This window comes from Promicromonospora sp. NPDC050880, from assembly GCF_044456525.1.
Classification (GTDB): domain Bacteria; phylum Actinomycetota; class Actinomycetes; order Actinomycetales; family Cellulomonadaceae; genus Promicromonospora.
In genome coordinates this window covers 733,833-753,859 of record NZ_JBITFV010000001.1, presented here as the reverse complement: position 1 = coordinate 753,859, position 20,027 = coordinate 733,833, and the positions used below count along the sequence as shown (strand labels likewise).

Here is a 20,027-nt window from a genome sequence, read left to right as displayed (position 1 = left end):
GCCCCCGGAAGCGCGGCCCCCGGAAGCGCGACCCCCTGAGACACGGCCTCCGGAGACACAGCGTCCGGGGAGGGCGCGCGCCGCGGCGGAGGATCTGTCGGTGGGCGATTGGCCGAGGTCTCGACGGTCACGCGGCACAACGTAGCGGTCACGCGTGTCGAGTGGGTGAAATGTCCGCGATGCCGGTCCGAGAGCGCGGACAGGACGCACGCGCGCTCACTGGATCAGCTGCGTCCGCCGCCGCGGAGGCAACGGCCCGGCGGTCAGCGGCCGATCGTCGCCCGGCGGCCCGTGACGTACAGGCCCTCGCGGGCCACGCGGCCCACGGTCTCGACGAGCAGGGCCCGCTCGGCGGTCTTGATGCGCTCGGTCAGCGTCGGCTCGTCGTCATCCTCGTGCACGGGCACGGCGGTCTGGGCGATGATCGGGCCGGTGTCCACGCCGTCGTCCACCAGGTGCACCGTGCTGCCGGTGACCTTGACGCCGTGGGCGAGCGCGTCACGCACGCCGTGCGCGCCGGGGAAGCTGGGGAGCAGCGCGGGGTGCGTGTTGAGCATGCGCCCCTCGAACTTGCGCACGACGTCCGGCGCCAGGATGCGCATGAACCCGGCCAGGACCACGTAGTCGGGCTGGAACACGGAGATCGCCTCGAGCACACCGGTGTTCCATGCCGTCCGGTCCTCGAAGTCCTTCATGGCCACCACGGCCGAGGCCACACCGGCATCCCGGGCCAGGTCCAGCGCGCCCGCGGACGGGCGATCTGACACGACACCGACGACGCGCGCGCCGTAGGCGGGGTCGCCGTGCGCGGCCAGCAGCGCACCGAGGTTGGACCCGCCGCCGGAGGCGAGCACCACCAGGCGCTTGGCGGAACTGGACTCGACGGGGTGACCGGAGGGCGTCTGCACGCCCCCAGCCTACTTTCCCGGGTGGGCTCCGGAGGCCCCGCCGGAGTCCTCGGCCGCACCCAGGTCGACGTGCGCACCCGGCTCGCGTGAGACGTCCCACGCGCGGCCGGGGTCGCCGAGGACCTCACCGCCGACGGGCTCGGGCTCGTCCGGCGACGCCTCGGGACCGAGCTCGGCCGCCAGGTCCGGCGCCGGGCGTCCCGGCGCCCGCTCACCGCCGCCAGGCCCGGCCGCGTCAGCCGTGTCCAGCCCTTCCACGTCCAGCCCTTCCACGTCCAGCCCTTCCACGTCCAGCCCGTCCCGGCCGGCGTCCGGCCCGTCCTCACCGCCGTCGGACCGCACGGGGGCCGGGCGGCGCAGCCACGTCACGAGGTCCTCCCCGATCTCACCGCGGCGCGACACCACGTCGAGCTTGGCGCCGAGCAGCACGGCGGCCGCTCCCCCGGCCACCTCGGCCGACACCAGCCCCGCCGTCACGAGGGGCTGCGCACCGATGACGGCGAGCCGGCCCGGACCGCCGGCCCCCGCCGCGACCCACTGCCCCAGCAGCATGAGCACGCCCGGGGTCAGGACCGTGCCGGCCAGCACCCAGCCGACGTCGGGCCAGCGGACCAGGGACGGCTCCAGCCGCCGCCAGGCGAACAGGCCCGCCACGACGCCGCACGCGACCACCAGCACCGGCGACCAGGCGCTCACCGCGTTGGCCCAGTCCGCCCCCGGCAGGGCACCGAGGAGCGGGATCGCCGGCAGCGGGCCGGAGACCGTGCCGTACGGGGTGAAGCTCGTCCCCGCGCCGATCGCGAACCCCGGGCCCGCGAGCCACGACACCGCCCACAGCACGAGGTTCGGCAGCAGGGCGAGCTGCGCCACGGCGAACACCACGCCCCCGGCCCAGCCGGGTTCGAGCGCGGTGATGATGTCCGACGACGTCGCGCGCCCCGCCACCGCCCAGGCCACCACGAGCAGCGCGGCGCCCCCGACGAGCGCAGCGGTCACGACCGCACCCGCACGCAGGCCGAGCCGGAACGTCGGGGGCACGAGGTCGAGGCCGGTGAGCCGCAACGCCAGGGCCTCGGTCCGCTCGCCGATCTCGGCCGGGGCGGGAGCGTCCGGGCGGGCCAGGATGCCGAGCCCCGTGCCGAGCCCGCCCACGACCAGTCCGGCCACCGCAGCCACGGGGAGCGACCAGCCGGGCGCGCTCCCGGCGAACGCCGCGACCGCCGCGGTGCACAGCGCGTAGGTCACGGCACCGGCGACCCACGCGCGGACGGAGGTCGCGGCGAACCGCTTGGCCGACACGTAGACGGCGAACAGCGCGAGCGCCGTGATGCCGAGCGGTGCCAGGGAGAGGGTGACCTCACCGGTGGTGAGCGGTACGCCGTGGCCCAGCAGCCAGATGCCCATCGCGACGTCGACCGCGGAGCGCACGTGGACGGCGTCGTCGGCCGCACCGGACGGTGCCCCCTGCGCTGCCGTGCCGACGAGGTAGGCGACCACCGCCGGGAGCACCACCACGGCGAGGGAGAGGACGAGCGCCTGCCCCGCGGCGAGGACGCCGACGACGACGTCGGACAGGCCCGACGACGCGGCCGCCGCGGGCTGCTCGTCGACGAGCCGGCTGCGTCGGGCGGCCGGCCGGCTCGCCGGACGGCTCGTCCGGGCACCCGGGGTGCGGGATGCCGTGCTCGTGCGGGGTGGTGCGCTCACGGCCCCATCTTCACCCGCTGGTTGCTGTCACACCGGGGACCTGGCTCGGCGTGGCCCGGGTGAACTTGCCGGAAAATCACTGCCGAGCATGGTGCCGGCGGTGTGTTCTGCGGTAAAAGGCCCGGTTCGCGGCCCCGAACGCGCCGAGGCCCCTCCTCCGGTCGGTTCCGGAGCGAGGGGCCTCGACGGGGGTGCTCAGCCGGGTGGCGTCAGAGCGACTGCAGGATCTCGCGCATGAGGTCGGCGGTCTCGGACGGCGTCTTGCCGACCTTGACGCCGACGGCCTCGAGGGCCTCCTTCTTGGCGGCGGCGGTGCCGGACGAGCCGGACACGATCGCGCCCGCGTGGCCCATCGTCTTGCCCTCGGGGGCGGTGAAGCCCGCGACGTAGCCGACGACCGGCTTGGTGACGTGCTCCTTGATGTACGCGGCGGCCCGCTCCTCGGCGTCGCCGCCGATCTCGCCGATCATCACGATCGCCTTGGTCTCCGGGTCGTTCTCGAAGGCCTCGAGCGCGTCGATGTGCGTGGTGCCGACGATCGGGTCGCCGCCGATGCCGATGGCGGTCGAGAAGCCGAAGTCCTTCAGCTCGTACATCATCTGGTAGGTCAGCGTGCCCGACTTCGACACGAGGCCGATCGGGCCCTTGCCCGTGATGGTGTGCGGGGTGATGCCGGCGAGCGACTCGCCCGGGGTGATGATGCCGGGGCAGTTCGGCCCGATCATCCGGGTCTCCTTGCCCTGCAGGTACGACCACACCTCGGCGGTGTCCTGCACCGGCACGCCCTCGGTGATGACCACGAGCAGGCCGATGCCCGCGTCGATGGCCTCGATGGCGGCGTCCTTGGTGAAGGCCGGCGGCACGAAGACGACGGAGACGTCCGCGCCGGTCTCGGCCATGGCCTCCTTGACGGTGCCGAACACGGGCAGCGTCACGTCGTTGCCCGCCTGGTCCTTGTGCGTCACCGTGGTGCCGGCCTTGCGGGCGTTCACACCGCCGACGATCTGCGCGCCGGAGTCCAGCATCAGGGCGGTGTGCTTGGCACCCATGCCGCCCGTGATGCCCTGGACGATGATCTTCGAGTCCTGGTTCAGGTAGATCGACATTGTCTTCTTGTCTCTGCTTTCGACGTCTTCAGCGGGCGATCAGGCGGCGGCAGCCTTGGCGGCGGCAAGGTCGGCGCCGCCGTCCATGGTGTCGGCGAGGGTGACGAGCGGGTGGTTGCGCTCGTTCAGGATCTGGCGGCCGAGCTCGACGTTGTTGCCGTCGAGGCGGACGACCAGCGGCTTGGACGCCTCGTCGCCGAGGATGTCCAGCGCGCCCACGATGCCGTTGGCGACCTCGTCGCAGGCGGTGATGCCGCCGAAGACGTTCACGAAGACCGACTTGACCTGCGCGTCGTTCAGGATCACGTCGAGGCCGTTCGCCATGACCTGGGCGTTGGCGCCGCCACCGATGTCGAGGAAGTTGGCGGGCTTGACGCCGCCGTGCTTCTCACCGGCGTAGGCGACGACGTCGAGGGTGGACATGACCAGACCGGCGCCGTTGCCGATGATGCCGACCTCGCCGTCGAGCTTGACGTAGTTGAGGTCGTTCTCCTTGGCCTTCGCCTCCAGCGGGTCGGCCGCGGCGGAGTCCTCGAGCTCGGCGTGCTCCGGGTGCCGGAAGCCCGCGTTCTCGTCGAGGGTGACCTTGCCGTCCAGCGCCACGATGTCGCCGTCCTCGGTGCGGACCAACGGGTTCACCTCGACCAGCGTGGCGTCCTCGGCCTTGAAGACCGTCCAGAGCTGCTGGATGACGGCGGCGACCTTGCCCTTGAGCTCCTCGGCGAAGCCCGCGGCGTCCACGATCTCGGCAGCCTTGGCCTCGTCGATGCCGACGGCCGGGTCGACGGCGATGCGGGCCAGCGCCTCAGGACGCTCGACGGCGAGCTGCTCGATCTCCATGCCGCCCTCGACGGAGCACATCGCGAGGTAGTTGCGGTTGGACCGGTCCAGGAGAACCGAGAAGTAGAACTCCTCGGCGATCTTGGCGCCCTGGGCGATCATCACGCGGTGCACCGTGTGGCCCTTGATGTCCATGCCGAGGATCTCGGAGGCCTTCTCAGCGGCCTCCTCGGGCGAGTGGGCCAGCTTGACGCCGCCCGCCTTGCCACGACCACCGGTCTTGACCTGGGCCTTCACGACGACAGTACCGCCGCCCAGCTTCTCGGCGCCTTCGCGAGCCTCCTCGGGGGTCGTCGCGACAACCCCGCCCAGCACGGGCACGCCGTGCTTCTCGAAGATGTCGCGCGCCTGGTATTCGAACAGGTCCACCCTGCTGCGTCCTTCCATCGGGATGCGGCTCGGACGTCGTATCGCCCGGAGCCCGGCTGAAGCGATGTCTCGACGTCAAGACATCCCCGTACAGAGTAGCCCTGGATCGCTTGTGCTTCCGAACGAGAGCGGCGGTATTCCGGGCCTCTTCGGCACAGACGTGTGGCACACGTCTCGATAGCGGAGATTCGTCAACCAGAGTTGACACCGAGCGACCCCGTCAACCATAGTTGACACATGAACCAGCAAGCACTCGTCGCGTCCGCCGCCGGGGACGACCCCGCCCAGGGGCTGCGCGCCGTCCGGGCCCTGCGCGAGCTGGCCGACCGCCTCGAGACGCTCCAGGTGGAGCGGGCGCGGCGGCTCGGCTGGTCGTGGCAGGAGATCGCCGAGGCCCTCGGCGTCTCGCGGCAGGCGGTCCACAAGAAGCACAACAGGAGGATCTGATGTTCGAGAGGTTCACCAAGGACGCCCGCGCCGCCGTCGTCGACGCCCAGCAGGTGGCCCGGGACGCGCACAGCGAGCAGATCGACACCCGCCACCTGCTCGTCGCCCTCGCCTCGGCCCCGGGCCCGGCCCGCACCGCACTGTCCGACGGCGGCGTGGACGTCGGCGGGCTCGTCGACCGCACCCGCGCGGACATCGCGGCCGGCGACGAGCTCGACCCCGGCGCGCTGGCCGCCGTGGGCATCGACCTGGACGAGGTGACGCGCCGCACGGAGGAGACCTTCGGCGAGGGTGCGCTCGCCCGGGCGGGCCGCGTGCTGCGCGGGCGACGCAAGCACATCCCCTTCACACCGGACGCGAAGAAGTCGCTGGAGCTCGCGCTCCGCGAGGCGATCCGGCTGGGCTCGAAGGAGATCCACGGCGGGCACCTGCTGCTCGGCCTCACCCGCGCCGACTCCCCCGCGCGGCGCATCCTGGTCGACGCCGGCGCCGACGTCGACCAGGTCCGGCAGCGCGCCGAGGGTGGTGCGCAGGCCGCCTGACCCGGGGTGCGGCACGGCCCGTCGTGGCCGGGTCGGGTCAGATGACCGGTGTCGGCCACCGAACCGGCGTCCTCGTTACACCCGCGAAACCCAGCGCGCGGCACCCGGCGGATAGGAAAAGGAACACCACTGTCGAAAGGGACATCCGTGTTCACCTTCTCCACCCGTGCCCGGGCCCTGGTCGCCGCCGGCGTCACAGCGGCCCTGGCCGTCGGGGCCGCGTCGGCGTCCGCCGCGACGCCCGCGCGCCCCGGCGGTCCGGTCCCCCCGGACCGGACCGCCACCGCGCTCCCGCCATCGGCGGCAGGATCGCGCAGCGTCACCCTGATCACCGGCGACACCGTCACCGTCGCCACGGCCGCCGACGGCACGTCCGTCACGACGGTCGCCGGACCCGGCGGGACGACGTCGTCCTACCACCGCACCGAGCGCGACGGCAGCACCTACGTCTACCCGGACGCCGCGCTGTCGTACGTCACGGCCGGTGTGCTCGACGACCGCCTGTTCAACGTCACGCAGCTGCTCGCGAACGGCTACGACGACGCGAGCAGCGACTCCCTGCCGCTCATCGTCCGCTACACCGACGACGCGGCCCGGTCCCGCGGCACGACGCCGCCCGCCGGCGCCGACGTCGTGCGGCCGCTGCCGAGCCTGGACGGCGCCGCCGTCGAGCAGGACCGCGACGAGGCGGCCGCGTTCTGGTCCGGCCTGACCGGCGACGGGGCGTCCGGCGACGGGGACTCCGGCGACGGGGACTCCGGCGACAGGGACTCCGGCGACGGAGACTCCGCCCGCCGGGGCGGTGAGCCCGCGTTCGCGGGCGGTATCGAGAAGATCTGGCTCGACGGCCCGGTCACGGCCGACCTCGCGGAGTCCACGGCGCAGATCGGCGCGCCCGAGCTGTGGGCCGCGGGCAACACCGGTGCGGGCGTGGACGTGGCCGTGCTCGACACGGGCATCGACCCCACCCACCCCGACCTGGCCGACCAGGTCGCCGCGAGCGCCAACTTCGTGACGAGCGAGGACTACGTCGAGGACTACCAGGGGCACGGCACGCACGTCGCGTCGACCATCGCGGGCACCGGGGCCGCCTCCGACGGGCTCGAGCGGGGTGTCGCCCCGGGCGCGCGGCTGCACGTGGGCCGCGTGCTCGACAGCAACGGCCGCGGTCTGGAGTCCTGGATCATCGCCGGCATGGAGTGGGCCGCGCGGGACCAGGACGCGCGGATCGTCAGCATGAGCCTCGGCGGTGCCCCCGCCGGCGCGGACGACCCGATGGCGACGGCCCTGGACGAGCTCACCGCCGAGACGGGCGCCCTGTTCGTGACGGCCGCGGGCAACGACGGTCCGCGCTCCATCAGCACCCCGGCCCTGGCCGACTCGGCCCTCGCCGTGGGCGCCGTGGACGCGACCGACACGCTGGCGGACTTCTCCAGCACCGGCCCGGCGCTCGACGGCGGGATCAAGCCCGAGGTCACCGCGCCCGGCGTCGACGTGCTCGCCGCCCGGTCGCAGCTCGTGCGCGGGTCGGGGATGTACACGACGATGAGCGGCACCTCCATGGCCACCCCGCACGTGGCGGGTACCGCGGCCCTGGTCGCGGCGGCGCACCCGGGCTGGACGGCCGAGCAGATCAAGGAGGCGATCGTCAGCACGGCCGTGCCGACCCCCGCCTACACCGCCTACGAGGCCGGCAGCGGACGGATCGACGCGCCGGCTGCCGTGGCCGCGGAGGTCTTCGGTACCGCGAGCGCCGGGTTCGGCTTCCACCCCTGGGGCTCCGACGTGGACGAGCCGGTGTCGAAGCCGATCACGTACACCAACCTGGGTGACGCACCGGTCGAGCTCGACCTCGCGGTGGACGGCGGGGTGGACGGCGCCCTCCCGGAGGGGTTCCTGACGCTGTCGGCGGACGCCGTGACGGTGCCTGCGGGCGGCACGGCGTCGGTGGCGCTCACGGCCGACCTCTCGCTGCTTCCCGCGGAGGCGGACCTCGGTGCGACGGTCGTCGCGACCGATCACAGCGGCGCGGTCCGCGCGCGGACGCTCACGGGCGCGAGCCGCGAGGGCCAGCGCCAGGAGCTGACCGTCACCGTGCTCGGTGACGACGGGCGTCCCGCCGCGGGCAAGCTGCTCGTGACGTCCGACGACATCTTCGCCGGTGCCGACCTGGACGAGACGGGCACGGCCGTGCTGCGGCTCCCGGTGGACAGCTACAGCGGCTGGCTCTCGGTCGACGTCGAGGGCGCGAACGGGCCGGGGTCGCTCGGCACCGCGCTGCTGAGCTTCGTGGACGTGGACCTGAGCCAGGACCGCTCGGTCGTGCTGGACGCACGCAAGGCGGTCCAGGTGCGGGCCGAGGTGCCGCAGGAGACCGACCCGGCCTCGATGCGCCTGGACGTGATGCGGCAGTTCCCGAACGGCGGCTACACGGCGAGCTCGATGTTCCCGGCGGGTGAGTACGACAGCCTGTGGGCGCTGCCGACGGGCAAGAAGGTGACCGAGGGCCTGTTCGAGTTCGGGACCCAGTTCCGCCTGGAGCAGCCGGCGCTGACGGTCGGGGGCGCCCGCCCCGGGTTCGCCGGCCTCGACGACCTGCGGGTCAAGCGGGGCGCCGAACCGCTGCCGGCGGGGACGCGCACGTTCCGGGTGGTCGAGTCCACCGGCCTCGCGGACCTCGCGGACCGTGCCCGGCAGGCGGGGCAGGGCGGGCACGGTCCGGGCCTCCGGGGCACCGCCGTCGTCGTACGGGCCGCGGGGACCGACGAGATCGCACCGCTCGCCCAGGCCGCGGCCGACGCCGGGGCGCGGCTGCTGCTCGTGGTGCACGACGGCGCCGGGCGCCTGACCCCGTGGGACGAGTCCCCGTGGATCCCGGGCGAGCCGGCACCGCTGACGGTCGCCACGCTCACGTCCGGGCAGGGAACCGAGCTGCTCCGGTCCCTGGACCGGCACCGGCCCGAGGTCACGGTCACGTCGCACCCGACGACCGAGTACACCTACGACGTGGTGCACCACTGGACCGGCGCCGTGCCGGCCCGGCCGACGTGGACCTCGACCAAGCACGACCTGGCACGGGTGGACGTGTCGTTCCGCCACCACCGGCAGGGTCCCGCGCTGGAGGCCCGGTTCGACGTCTGGCACGGGTGGACGGCGGGCAACCAGCTCGTCGCACCCGCGCAGGGTGAGCGGACCGACTGGGTCACCGCCGACGTGCCGTGGACGCAGAGCGCGTACCTGCCGGGCGAGATGGGGCAGTCGTCGGCCGAGGTGCTGCGGTACGCGGCCCGCTCGACCAGCGACGTGACCTGGTTCGGCCCGGTCCTGCGCCCGCGCATGGGGGCGCTGGACTCGCAGCCGGTGCGCTACCTGGACCAGATGTACGTGCCGGTTCCGGGCTGGGGCGACTCGGGCGGCGGGCACATCGGCAGCACGGGCGGCGGGAACTTCGACGTCCGCAACCGGGCCACGCTCTACCAGGGCGACACGGAGCTCCTGTGGAGCAACGCGGAGTTCCTGCCGGTGAACGGGGGTCTGCCCGCCGAGGAGCTGCCGTACCGCGTGGTGGTCGACAACGACCGTGCCGCCTGGTCCGGCCCGTACTCGACGCACACGCTCACCGAGTGGACCTTCACGTCGGGGGCGAGCGGGCCGGAGGCCGCCGAGCCGCTCCCGCTGATCCAGCTCGACTACGACGTGGACACCGACACCGCGGGACGTGCCGCGCGCACCGCCCGCCTGGCGGTGACGCCGTCGCACCTGCCCGGGATCGAGGCCACGGTGGGCCGGCCCACGGTCGAGGTGTCGTACGACGACGGGGCCACCTGGCGCCGGCTCGACCTCACGCGGGACCGTGGTTCCTGGTCGGCCCGCCTGGCGGCTCCGCGGGGCGCGCAGTTCGCGACCCTGCGGACCACGGTCGAGGACAGCGCCGGCAGCTCGGTGTCCCAGACCCTGACCCGGGCGTTCGGGCTGCGCTGACGCGCGGGGGCGGCTGACGCGCGGGGGCGTGCGGCGCGGCGGCATGCGGCTCGGCAGCCCGCGGCGCGGCGGCACGCGGCGCGGCGGCGTGCGGCGCGGCGGCACGCGGCGCGGCGGCGTGCGGCGGTGTGCGGTGCGGCGGTGTGCGGTGCGGCGGCACACGGCGTGCGGCGGGGCCCGGCGTGCGGCGGGGCGCGGTGCGGATGTGCGCTTCTACCCAGCGATCAGGCCCGGAATTCACGAGGATTCTGGGCGCAATCGCTGGGTAGAAGCGCACCAACGCGGAGCAGCACCGAGGGCCGTGGACTTTCGCCCGGGTTGTCCCTTGTGCACCGCTACGATCGTGCGCCATGAAGCATGCCCGCAGCGACGGTCCCGACCTCGCGTTCCGGATCGTCCGGCGCGTCGTCTCGGCCGTCGTCGATGACATGTCGACGGTCCAGCGCATCGGGGTCGGCGTCGTCGGCGCGCTGTTCGCCGTCACCCCGTTCGGGGCCTGGAACGCCGCGGAGGCGCGGACCGACCCGCTGACGACGGGTGCGCCGGTCGAGGTGGGCCCGTTCGAGGTGACGATCGAGAAGGCCGCGACCGCCGACGAGCTGGGCTACCTGGTGCCGGCGCCGGGCAACCACATGCTCGCCGTGGTCGCGAACGTCACCAACACCGGCGAGGTGCCGGAGTACAGCGTCACCCTGAGCAACGCCGTGCTCGCGCCCGAGGGCGTGGGCATCGTGCCGGAGGAGCCCCTCGGCGACCTGGGGTTCGGCGACGGCACCACACCCGACGACGGCACTGCGTCCGACGACGGGGCTGCAGCAGGCGACGGAGCTGCAGCAGGCGACGGGGCGACCGACAACGACGCCGACCCCTCGGCGAGCCCCTCCCCCGCGGAGCCCGAGCTGCCGTCCGCGACGATCGTCAACATCGAGGACGGCACGACCCGCAGCATCCTCAACCCCGGCGTGACCTACCGTGTCGCCCTGATCTGGGAGCAGAGCGGCGACTGGTCGGGCTCCACGATCCCGCTGGAGCTCGTCGAGCTGGAGTGGATCGAGGAGGACCCGTTCGGGCTCGACGACGGGCACTGGACCCCGAACGAGGTGGCCTTTCGCGGCGACATCGCGGTCGAACCGGCCAAGCCAGCCGCGGGCGCGGGCCAGGACACCACCGGGCAGAATCAGGCCGGACAGGGCACCACAGGACAAGACACCACGGGACAAGACACCGCAGGACAAGACACCACCGGGCAGCCCGGGTCAGGGACGGCCCAGCCATGAGGCACGGTCGTCGTCGGATCACCTGGAAGGGCTCGGCACTGGTCGTCGGAGCCGTGACGGCGGGCTGCGCGCTCGTGACCTACCTGCCCCAGGACACCGCGTTGGAGGACCCGTTCGTCGTCGAGGGCGGGGTGGGTGAGACGCTCGACCTGACGTACGCCGAGCTGACGGTGACCGACGTCCGCGTCGCCGACACCCTGAGCGGCGTCACCGAGACCGCCGTGGCGGGAGGCACCTTCGTCGTGGTGGACGCGACCTGGCGGGCCACGCAGGGCTTGACGACCTTCGTCGGCGCCGAGGTCACCGATGCCGAGGGCCGCCGGTTCTGGCCCGCCAACCTGGCCGACTGCACCACGGCACCCAAGGCACAGCCCGGCTACGCCTGGCGCGCCACGTACTGCTTCGACGTGCCGCGCGACGCGCTGGCGGGGGCGACCGTTCGGCTCGCCCGCGGCGACCAGGCGGAGGAGCACGCGGGCCAGCGGCGCGACGCCGTCGCCGTCGTCGACCTGGGGATCACCGGGAACGAGGCCGACGAGCTGTGGGAAGCGACCGAGACCGTGTCGCCCCAGATGGAGGGCTACGCCACGGCGAGCCCGGGAGGGGACGAGGGATGACCACGCTGGTGACCCCGGCCGTACCGGGCCCGGACCAGTACCCGAACGCAGGGCAGTACCCGGGCCAGGGGCAGTACCCGGGCCCCGCGCCGAGCGTCCCCCCGGGCACGCTGCCGGGCATGATCCCGCCCGACGTGCCGGCGCAGGCGCCCCGCAAGGGCTGGTGGCGCCGCAATGCCGTCTGGCTGGTGCTGCTGCCGGTCGCGGTGGTGGTGGCGGCGGGGGCGTCGTCCTTCCGGGTGTGGGCGTACTGGTGGCCCACCGGGCTGCACCACGAGGTGGACCGGGCCGCGGCGGGCGCGACGGCGCACCTGGCGGGCGAGTACTACGACCTCGGGTTCGACGTGCCGGAGCGCGCGAACACGTACGTGCTGCGGGAGGTCGACGCGTCGGTCACCGGCGTGGAGCGGGTGACGGAGCTGCCACCGCCCGCCTACGGCGACCCGATGCCGATCCCGGAGGGCTCCGTCGCGTACGCGGTGGGGATGCATTTCGCCGCCGAGCCGCAGACCGACATCTCGCTGTGCCAGATCATCCTCGTCGCCGAGGACGGCACGCGGTACGGGGAGTCGAACGCGGACCTGCTGGGCAACCTGAACCGCTGCGCGCCGCCCGAGGCGGAGGGCTCGCTCACCGTGCAGCCCGAGTGGGACGTCACGTCGTACGTGCTGGCCGACCCGGACGCGACGATCACGCAGGTGCGGCTGGCGTTCGGCGGTCCGGAGTACGTGACGTTCAGCCTGCGGTGACCCGGCGGGCCGCGGCCGCTTCCTCCTCTGCTTCCTCGTCACGGATCACGAGGCCGCGCTCGACGAGCTGTTCGACGGTCGCGGCGACGAGGACCGCGGCGAGCGCCAGGGAGAGCGCGAGGCCCGCCGCGCTCTCCATGGGGCTGAAGGCGAGCCAGGTGCTGCTGTCGACGGGCCCGGTCACGGCGCGCACGATCCACGCGACGCCGTACGGCACCCGCATGACCACGAGATAGCCCAGGCAGAAGACCAGCATGGGGCCGAGGCCGCCGTGCACGATCATCTTCAGACCGTCCCACAAGGCGGAGAAGCGGGCGCGCAGGTCCTCGGTGAGGGACTCCAGCACGGAGCGGAGCCCCCGCGGGAGCCAGGTGACGCGGTCCAGCCAGCGGTGCTCGGTGGACGGCGGTTCCATGAGCCGGTGGCCCAGCACGACGGCGCCGATCGCGAGCCAGGCCAGCGGCGCGACGAGGACGATGTCGAGCGACTCGACGATCGTCACGGCGCCGTCCGCCACGAAGGTGACGGCCTGCTCGCCGGCGTCGCCCACGGACTCCCGTGCGGCGCCGATCGTTCCGGTGGCCGCCGCGACGAGCTGCCGGTCGGCCGCGACGGACCAGAGGTCGCTCTCGATGGCCTCGATCTGGCCCGCGACCTGGCTCGTCCAGTAGATCTCGAGGACGGCGCCGAACACCCCGATGCCGATGAAGCCCAGCCGGCCCTCGAGCCTGCCGAGCAGCCAGCGCAGCACGAACGCGACCCCGACGATGGTGAGGACGGTCCAGCCGGACCAGATGCCGAGCCGGGACGTGAAGTCGACGCCCTGCGTGGTCCAGGCGTCGTTGAACAGCTCGTCGGCGGCGGCCTCGTTGAGGAACTGGTCCCGGTCGGCGTCCATCAGGCCTTCGACCTCGTAGACCACCAGGAAAGGGACCAGTACGGACAGGGCGACGTCGACGAGGCGCCGCTCACGCTTCTCGGACGGCATCATCGGGGCGCGCGTGCCCGGCAGCATCCCGGGGATCGGGGCGGCGCCGTAGGCCGGGCCGGCCACGCCGTAGGCGGGCACGGGTTCCGGTCGGAGCAGCGGCAGCGACGTGCGGCAGACCCAGAGCATGCCGACGACGGGCAGGAGGTAGCCGAGCGGGCTGACGATCAGCAGGAGCTGCGCCACGAACGAGTTCCACTGGCTGAGCTCCACTGCTCCCCACACCGCACCGTTGCGCACGGCGACGCCCAGCAGGCCGAGCGTCAGGAGCGCGGGCCAGTGCGCCGCGAACAGGCGCGCCGCGGAGACGAGGATCCTCATGGCGACACATAGTGGCCTAAAGCGGGCACAGTGCGCCAAGCGCGCTCATGGGGGCCCACGGAGGGCTGACGGCAGCGCACCGCGGCTCGCCCGGGCGGCACTCCGGACCGACCTCGGCCGGTTGTCCACAGATGTACGGAGCGCCGCGCAGCGGGTACACATGTTCGATATCTTGGAGACTGTTCGATGGGTTTCGAAGTCAGGGGTGGTGCGGATGATCACGAACGAGGAGCCGGATCGTGGGGCGCCCGGTGTCGATGCTCGCACCCGCGCCATGGAGGACGTGCTGACCGATCTTGAGGCCCTGGCAGGCGAGCTCGTGGACGTCGCCGGACCCGATGCCGTGCGCGGCACGGGCAGGTTCTGCGGCGGCGGCGACATCGTGGCGTCTCGCCTGGCCGACGCCGCACCACGGCTGCGCACGCTGAACACCCGCCTCGAGACGGTGCGTCTCACGTGGCTGCCGGTGATCGAGCAGGACCGCCCGTGGCAGACCACCGGCGCGAGGACCTTCGCGACCTGGCTGGCCCGGACGGAGAACGTCACGACCACGACGGCCCGGCGCGAGGTCCGCACCGCGCGCACGCTGCGCGACCACCTGCCGACCGCACGCGAACGGGCTCTCGCAGGACGGCTGGGCGCCGACCACGTGCGTGCCCTCGTCGACGTGGCGCCGACGAGCGAGGCCCGCAAGAACGCACTGGCTGCCCCGGTAGAGGCCCCCGACGCCGACACGGACGGCACGCCGTCCCGACCGTCGAGGGACGCGCAGCCCGTCGAGGAACGGGAGCCCACCGAGGAGACGGAGCCCACCGACGAGACGGAGCGCGCCGGGGACGCGCAACCGACGGCTGCCGATGGCGAATCAGACCTCGATGCCGATCGGCCCGGGCGCGCACCTGTCGTGCCGACAGGAGAGGAGTACCTGACAGGTCTCGCCGGGACCTGCGACCCCGGCCGGTACCGACGCATGCTCAAGCGGTTCGCCGCGGTGGCCGACCCCGACGCCGACGAACGCGGCTACCAGCGGGCCACGGAACGAGAGCACCTGGAGATCAGCCCCACCTTCGACGGCTGGCACGTCAGCGGCTTCCTCACCGACGAGCACGGGCAGCAGGTCAGCACCGCACTCGGCTCCATGATGGGCGCACCCACCCCAGGCGACTCCCGCACACCCACGCAACGGCGCGCCCAGGCTCTGGCCGACCTGGCCCGCGACGTGCTGGACCACGGACGGACCGGGACCGGCGCGGCGGTGCGGCCGCACGTCAGCGTCACCGTCTCGCTGTCCGAGCTCATGCGGTTGACGAGGAACGGTGCAGACGCCGCCGGCACGGACCCGGCGCGGACCGCCGACACCGGTGCACGAAGGGCCATCGGCACCCCGACGGGCAGCCCGACGAGTGCCCAGACCGGCACTCCGGCGGACACGCACGCCGACGCCGCCGACCGCTCCACCGCGCCCCGAACGGACCCGCAAGGCCTGCGCCCAGACGACCTGACGGCCCTGACAGCACAGCCGGCGATCTTCACCGGAGCGAGCAGCACCGGGAACGTCGTCCCCGACGGGCTCCTGCGCAAGATTCTCTGCGACGCCGCCGTCACGAGGGTGGTCTTCGGGCCGGACAGTGCTGCTGTCGACGTCGGCCGCAGCCGACGCACGGTCAGCGGGCAGCTCCGCAGAGCGGTGATCGCCCGGGACCAGCACTGCGTCTACCCGGGATGCGACCAGCCGGCGGCACGCTGCGAGGTGCACCATGCCGTCACGCACTGGGCGGACGGCGGGAGTACCAGCCTCGCGAACAGCGCACTGCTCTGCTGGCACCACCACACGCTCGTGGACACCACCGGGATCACGATGGACTGGCGGCCGGGCAGCACTCCGGACCAGCCGGGACACTGGCGGTTCACCAGCCGGCTCGGACGACGTATCGACCTGCCCCACGCTCGCGCCGGGTGACCGTGCTCCGCACGCTCCTGCACGAGGTGCCGGCACCCCCGCTCGACCGCAGGCCGACCACGGCGGGTCACACGGCGAGCGCACGCGGGACGGCCGGTCGTGTCACCGGCAGGCTGCGCGCCCGGGCGCGCACGCCAGTCGGCCACGTCATGGCAAGCTCCGCACCCAGACGTCCGCGTCAGCCGGTCACGTCAAGACAGGCTCCGCACCCAGGTGCCCGCACCCAGACACCCGCACCAGCCAGCCACGTCAAAGCAGGCTCCGCACCCAGTCACCCGCATCAGCCGGCCACGTCGAGGCAGGCTCCGCGCCGGGCGCCCACGCCAGTCGGCCACGTCATGGCAGGCTGCACACCATGGAGCCCACGACAGCGAACACTCCGCCCGGGGGCGTTCCCGGACTGCCCCCGGCGGGACTTTCCGCGCTCGCCGACGAGGTCGAGGTGATCTCGCGGGTCTACGAGCGCAAGTTCGGCGTGCCACGCACCGACGACTGGCTCGTCCTCAAGCTCCAGGAGGAGATGGGAGAGTTCGTACAGGCCTACCTCGCCCGGACGGGACGGTCACGCGACCGGGGCCGGTCCGCCGAGGACATCGACGCCGACCTCAGGGCCGAGTTCGCCGACGTGTTCGGCCAGCTGCTCGTGATCGCGCGACGGTTCGACATCGACATCGAGGCCGAGCTGGCCCGCAAGTGGTTCCGCTGGAGCAACCTCATCGAGCCGCAGGATCGTGAGGGGATCTGACCGTCGGCCGAGACCCCGCCACGGTCAGAGCCCCGCGCGGGCCACAACCCCACCGCAGTCAGGACCCCGCGCGGGCCACAACCCCACCGCAGTCAGGACCCCGCGCGGGCCACAACCCCACCGCGGTCAGGACCCCGCACCGGTCAGGATCCCGCCCCAGCCGGAGCCCCGCCCCGCTCAGAGCTTCGTGATCGCCGTGTACTTCAGGGCGATGCGCTTGGTGCCGTTGCTGCCGAAGTCGATCTTGACCACCGCGTTGGCCTCGACGTCGATCACGGTGCCGAGCCCGTAGGAGTCGTGCGTGACGCGGTCGCCGATCTCCAGGTTGGGCACGTTCTTCTGCACGTCGATCCCGCCGAAGCCGCCCTTGGCGCCCGTCTTCCGCTGCGGGGAGAACGCATTCGGCTGGCTGCCGCCCGCCGACGAGCCCGAACCCGTGCGTGCGCCACCCGACCGGCCCGAGGACCACGTCGAACCCGAGCCCGGACCGGACCGGCCACCAGGACCACGGCTCGAGCCGCCCGACCCGTACCCACCTGAGCCATAGCCACCGGAGCCGTACCCACCGCCCCAGCCACCTCGGCCGCCACGGATCGCCGCGGTCGACGACTCCCGCCGTCGCCAGTCCCAGAGATCCTCGGGAATCTCCTGCAGGAACCGGCTCTCGGGGAACTCGTTCGACATCCCGAACGCGGCCCGCGTCGACGACCGCGTGATGTACAGCCGCTCACGGGCGCGGGTGATGCCCACGTAGGCGAGGCGGCGCTCCTCGGCGAGCTCGGTGTCGTCGTGCAGCGAGCGCATGTGGGGGAACGTGCCGTCCTCCATGCCCGTGAGGAAGACGACCGGGAACTCCAGACCCTTGGCCGTATGCAGGGTCATGAGGGTGACGACCCCCTGGTTCTCCCGGGGCGCCTCCTCGGCCGCGCCGTCGGCGACGTCCTCGTCGGGGATCTGGTCGCTGTCCGCGACCAGCGACACCCGCTCCAGGAAGTCGGCGAGCGAGCCCTCCGGATCGGTCTCCCCGAAGTCGACCGCGACGGCGTGCAGCTCGGCCAGGTTCTCGACGCGACCCTCGTCCTGCGGGTCCTCGCTCGCGCGCAGCTCCGCGAGGTAGCCGGTCTTGTCGAGCACCGCGCCGAGCACCACGGCCGGCGCCGCGCCGTCGTCCACGAGGCCGCGCAGCTCGCGCATCAGGTCGCGGAAGGCGAGCAGGGGCTTGAGCGAGCGGGTGGTCATGCCGGGGATCTCGTCGGCCCGTTCCAGGGCTGCGCCGAACGAGATGCGCTCCCGGTCCGCGTAGGACGCGACGAGCGACTCCGCGCGGTCGCCGAGGCCGCGCTTGGGCACGTTGAGGATGCGGCGCAGGTTCACGTCGTCGTCCTCGTTGGCCAGGGCGCGCAGGTAGGCGACGGCGTCCTTGACCTCGCGGCGCTCGTAGAACCGCGTGCCGCCGACCACCTTGTACGGCAGCCCGACCCGGACCAGCACCTCCTCCAGCGCGCGGGACTGCGCGTTGGTGCGGTAGAAGATCGCGACGTCGCCCGGGCGCACGCCCTCGTCGTCGCCCAGCTTGTCGATCTCGTCGGCGACGAACCGGGCCTCCTGGTGCTCGTCGTCGGCCACGTAGCCCACGATCTTGGCCCCGGCCCCCGAGTCCGTCCACAGGCGCTTGGGCGTGCGGCCGGCATTGCGGGAGATCACCGCGTTGGCGGCGCTCAGGATGTTCTGCGTGGAGCGGTAGTTCTGCTCCAGCAGGATCGTGGTGGCGTCCGGGTAGTCCTTCTCGAACTCCAGGATGTTGCGGATCGTGGCGCCGCGGAAGGCGTAGATGGACTGGTCGGAGTCGCCCACCACCGTGAGCTCGGCCGGGTCCAGACCGGAATCGTCGTCGGAGCCCACGCCCGCCAGCTCCCGCACCAGCGTGTACTGCGCGTGGTTGGTGTCCTGGTACTCGTCGACCATGATGTGCCGGAACCGGCGCCGGTAGTGCTCCGCGACGTTCGGGAACGCCTGGAGCAGGTTCACCGTGGTCATGATGATGTCGTCGAAGTCCAGGGCGTTGGCCTGGGCCAGGCGCGCCTGGTAGCGGGTGTAGACGTCGGCCAGCACCTGGTCGAACGCGGGCACGGCGGTGTTGCGCTCGTCGGCCGACTGCCCGCCCCACGGGCGGCGGATGCCGCCGGCCGCCGCCGAGGCGGCCTCGGCCTGCGCCTCCTGCTCCGCGTACGCCCCGGCCTGCCGGGCATAGGTCTCGGGGTCGACCAGCTCGTTCTTCAGGTCGCTGATCTTGTTCGACAGCCCACGCGCCGGGTACTTCTTCGGGTCCAGGTTGAGCTCGCGCGTCACCAGGGTGATGAGGCGCTGGCTGTCCGCGGCGTCGTAGATGCTGAAGCTGGAGCGCAGCCCCAGCGTCGTGGCCTCGCGGCGCAGGATGCGCACGCACGCCGAGTGGAACGTGGACACCCACATGCGGTTCGCGGCGGGGCCCACCAGGCCCTCGACCCGCTCGCGCATCTCGGCCGCGGCCTTGTTGGTGAACGTGATCGCGAGGATCTCCCCCGCGCGCGCCCGGCCGGTGGCCAGCAGGTAGGCGATGCGGTGCGTCAGCACGCGCGTCTTGCCGGAGCCGGCGCCCGCGACGATCAGCAGCTGACCGCCCTCGTGCACGACGGCGGCCCGCTGCTGCGGGTTCAGCCCGTCGAGCAGCTCCTCGGGGTCGAGGTGCGCGAAGGCGCCCCGGGCGCGCGGTGCCTCGGACTCGTGGGGCAGGCCGGCCAGCCACTCCGGCTCGGCGGGCAGCGCCGCCTCGCCCGGGTCCCCGGCGTCCGGCGCGTCGTCGTCCCAGCGTGGCGCCGTGCTCGGCAGGCGCGCCTCGTCACCCGGCGACGCGGGGTCGAGGCCGGGCAGGGAGAGGCTGTCGAAGAGGGAAGTCATCGCGCCTAAGCCTAGGCGGGGTCACCGACATCCCGTGCCTCAGCCGCGCGCGGACGTCTCGGCGGAGGTGCCGTCCATCAGGTCGAGCGCGCGGCGCAGCTTGGTGCTCGACGTGTGCACCGTGTAGGGGAAGTACACGACCTCGACGCCCACCTCGGCGAACCGGCGCTCGAGGTCGCGGCCCTTGGCCGTGCCCTTCCAGTCGTCACCCTTGAAGAAGACATCGAACGGCCGCGTGCGCCACGTCTCGATCTTGTCGGGCTGGGTCTCGACGAAGACCTCGTCGACGAACTGGATGTGGCGCACGATCTCAGCCCGTTCGATCACCGGCACCACGGGCCGGCGCCCCTTGGTCAGCTCGAGCACGGCGTCGTCGACCACCCCGGCGACCAGGTGGTCGCAACGGCTCCTGGCGTGCCGGAGGACGTTGAGGTGGCCCACGTGGAACAGGTCCCAGGCACCTGGCGCGTAACCGACCACAGTCATGACAGGAAGGCTAGGAGCGCTCCCGCCCCGACGACACGCCCAAGGGG

The 20,027-nt window shown here is 73.0% G+C and carries 15 protein-coding genes; 8 read left to right on the top strand and 7 right to left on the bottom strand.

The genetic code is table 11. The features are described from left to right. Positions 1–263: 263 nt before the first annotated feature. The 4 genes from purN to sucC form a co-directional block, all read right to left on the bottom strand. Positions 264–908, bottom strand: coding sequence for a phosphoribosylglycinamide formyltransferase (purN, locus tag ACIBBF_RS03420; protein ID WP_397410485.1), 645 nt, complete (start codon positions 906–908; stop codon positions 264–266). Between the two features lie 9 nt (positions 909–917). Then, on the bottom strand, positions 918–2,615 hold the full coding sequence (locus ACIBBF_RS03415; RefSeq protein ID WP_397410483.1) for a DUF6350 family protein: 1,698 nt from the start codon (positions 2,613–2,615) through the stop codon (positions 918–920). A 209-nt stretch (positions 2,616–2,824) separates the two neighbouring features. Further along, positions 2,825–3,721: a succinate--CoA ligase subunit alpha gene (gene sucD, locus ACIBBF_RS03410; RefSeq protein ID WP_119139663.1), complete on the bottom strand. Its 897-nt coding sequence runs from the start codon at positions 3,719–3,721 to the stop codon at positions 2,825–2,827. 39 nt (positions 3,722–3,760) lie between these two features. After that, positions 3,761–4,930: an ADP-forming succinate--CoA ligase subunit beta gene (gene sucC, locus ACIBBF_RS03405; RefSeq protein ID WP_397410481.1), complete on the bottom strand. Its 1,170-nt coding sequence runs from the start codon at positions 4,928–4,930 to the stop codon at positions 3,761–3,763. A 237-nt stretch (positions 4,931–5,167) separates the two neighbouring features. Between sucC and ACIBBF_RS03400 the strand changes: the two genes are divergently transcribed. The 6 genes from ACIBBF_RS03400 to ACIBBF_RS03375 all read left to right on the top strand — a co-directional run bounded on the left by ACIBBF_RS03400 (position 5,168) and on the right by ACIBBF_RS03375 (position 12,543). Then, positions 5,168–5,377 carry a helix-turn-helix domain-containing protein gene (locus tag ACIBBF_RS03400; RefSeq protein ID WP_397410479.1) on the top strand — a complete coding sequence of 70 codons (210 nt, stop codon included), beginning with the start codon at positions 5,168–5,170 and terminating at the stop codon, positions 5,375–5,377. Then, positions 5,377–5,919 carry a Clp protease N-terminal domain-containing protein gene (locus tag ACIBBF_RS03395; protein ID WP_397410477.1) on the top strand — a complete coding sequence of 181 codons (543 nt, stop codon included), beginning with the start codon at positions 5,377–5,379 and terminating at the stop codon, positions 5,917–5,919. Before ACIBBF_RS03400 ends, ACIBBF_RS03395 begins: the two co-directional genes overlap by 1 nt. Before the next feature lie 147 nt (positions 5,920–6,066). Then, entirely contained in the window at positions 6,067–9,900 is a 3,834-nt protein-coding gene (locus ACIBBF_RS03390) for a S8 family peptidase (RefSeq protein WP_397410475.1), read from the top strand. 350 nt (positions 9,901–10,250) lie between these two features. Continuing rightward, complete coding sequence (locus tag ACIBBF_RS03385; protein WP_397410473.1) at positions 10,251–11,177, top strand: hypothetical protein; 927 nt, start codon at positions 10,251–10,253, stop codon at positions 11,175–11,177. After that, positions 11,174–11,794 (top strand): hypothetical protein, encoded by a 621-nt coding sequence (locus ACIBBF_RS03380; RefSeq protein WP_397410471.1) that lies wholly within the window; start codon positions 11,174–11,176, stop codon positions 11,792–11,794. Before ACIBBF_RS03385 ends, ACIBBF_RS03380 begins: the two co-directional genes overlap by 4 nt. Next, positions 11,791–12,543, top strand: coding sequence for a hypothetical protein (locus ACIBBF_RS03375; RefSeq protein ID WP_397410469.1), 753 nt, complete (start codon positions 11,791–11,793; stop codon positions 12,541–12,543). Before ACIBBF_RS03380 ends, ACIBBF_RS03375 begins: the two co-directional genes overlap by 4 nt. Here ACIBBF_RS03375 and ACIBBF_RS03370 read toward each other — a convergent pair. Beyond that, positions 12,530–13,852, bottom strand: coding sequence for a hypothetical protein (locus ACIBBF_RS03370; RefSeq protein WP_397410467.1), 1,323 nt, complete (start codon positions 13,850–13,852; stop codon positions 12,530–12,532). The two genes, ACIBBF_RS03375 and ACIBBF_RS03370, sit on opposite strands and share 14 nt — an antisense overlap. 214 nt (positions 13,853–14,066) lie before the next feature. Here ACIBBF_RS03370 and ACIBBF_RS03365 point away from each other — a divergent pair, with 214 nt between their 5' ends. Together ACIBBF_RS03365 and ACIBBF_RS03360 are read left to right on the top strand one after the other, a co-directional pair. Next, a complete protein-coding gene (locus tag ACIBBF_RS03365; protein WP_397410465.1) occupies positions 14,067–15,812 on the top strand; it encodes a DUF222 domain-containing protein in 1,746 nt (581 codons plus the stop codon). A gap of 355 nt (positions 15,813–16,167) precedes the next feature. Beyond that, positions 16,168–16,557, top strand: coding sequence for a pyrophosphatase (locus ACIBBF_RS03360; RefSeq protein WP_397410463.1), 390 nt, complete (start codon positions 16,168–16,170; stop codon positions 16,555–16,557). A 177-nt stretch (positions 16,558–16,734) separates the two neighbouring features. On the opposite strand, the gene ACIBBF_RS03355 is transcribed toward ACIBBF_RS03360, so the two are convergent. Together ACIBBF_RS03355 and ACIBBF_RS03350 are read right to left on the bottom strand one after the other, a co-directional pair. Further along, positions 16,735–19,494 (bottom strand): UvrD-helicase domain-containing protein, encoded by a 2,760-nt coding sequence (locus ACIBBF_RS03355; protein WP_397410461.1) that lies wholly within the window; start codon positions 19,492–19,494, stop codon positions 16,735–16,737. Between the two features lie 39 nt (positions 19,495–19,533). Continuing rightward, positions 19,534–19,980 carry an adenylyltransferase/cytidyltransferase family protein gene (locus tag ACIBBF_RS03350; protein ID WP_397410459.1) on the bottom strand — a complete coding sequence of 149 codons (447 nt, stop codon included), beginning with the start codon at positions 19,978–19,980 and terminating at the stop codon, positions 19,534–19,536. Positions 19,981–20,027 lie beyond the last annotated feature (47 nt).

Excerpts from the sequence above, each read along its gene's own strand:
- ACIBBF_RS03360 (WP_397410463.1), top strand. The coding sequence starts at position 16,168 with ATGGAGCCCACGACAGCGAACACTCCGCCCGGGGGCGTTCCCGGACTG.
- ACIBBF_RS03370 (WP_397410467.1), bottom strand. The coding sequence starts at position 13,852 with ATGAGGATCCTCGTCTCCGCGGCGCGCCTGTTCGCGGCGCACTGGCCC.
- ACIBBF_RS03365 (WP_397410465.1), top strand. The coding sequence starts at position 14,067 with ATGATCACGAACGAGGAGCCGGATCGTGGGGCGCCCGGTGTCGATGCT.
- ACIBBF_RS03385 (WP_397410473.1), top strand. The coding sequence starts at position 10,251 with ATGAAGCATGCCCGCAGCGACGGTCCCGACCTCGCGTTCCGGATCGTC.
- ACIBBF_RS03395 (WP_397410477.1), top strand. The coding sequence starts at position 5,377 with ATGTTCGAGAGGTTCACCAAGGACGCCCGCGCCGCCGTCGTCGACGCC.
- ACIBBF_RS03355 (WP_397410461.1), bottom strand. The coding sequence starts at position 19,494 with ATGACTTCCCTCTTCGACAGCCTCTCCCTGCCCGGCCTCGACCCCGCG.
- sucD (WP_119139663.1), bottom strand. The coding sequence starts at position 3,721 with ATGTCGATCTACCTGAACCAGGACTCGAAGATCATCGTCCAGGGCATC.
- ACIBBF_RS03350 (WP_397410459.1), bottom strand. The coding sequence starts at position 19,980 with ATGACTGTGGTCGGTTACGCGCCAGGTGCCTGGGACCTGTTCCACGTG.
- ACIBBF_RS03400 (WP_397410479.1), top strand. The coding sequence starts at position 5,168 with ATGAACCAGCAAGCACTCGTCGCGTCCGCCGCCGGGGACGACCCCGCC.
- ACIBBF_RS03380 (WP_397410471.1), top strand. The coding sequence starts at position 11,174 with ATGAGGCACGGTCGTCGTCGGATCACCTGGAAGGGCTCGGCACTGGTC.
- ACIBBF_RS03375 (WP_397410469.1), top strand. The coding sequence starts at position 11,791 with ATGACCACGCTGGTGACCCCGGCCGTACCGGGCCCGGACCAGTACCCG.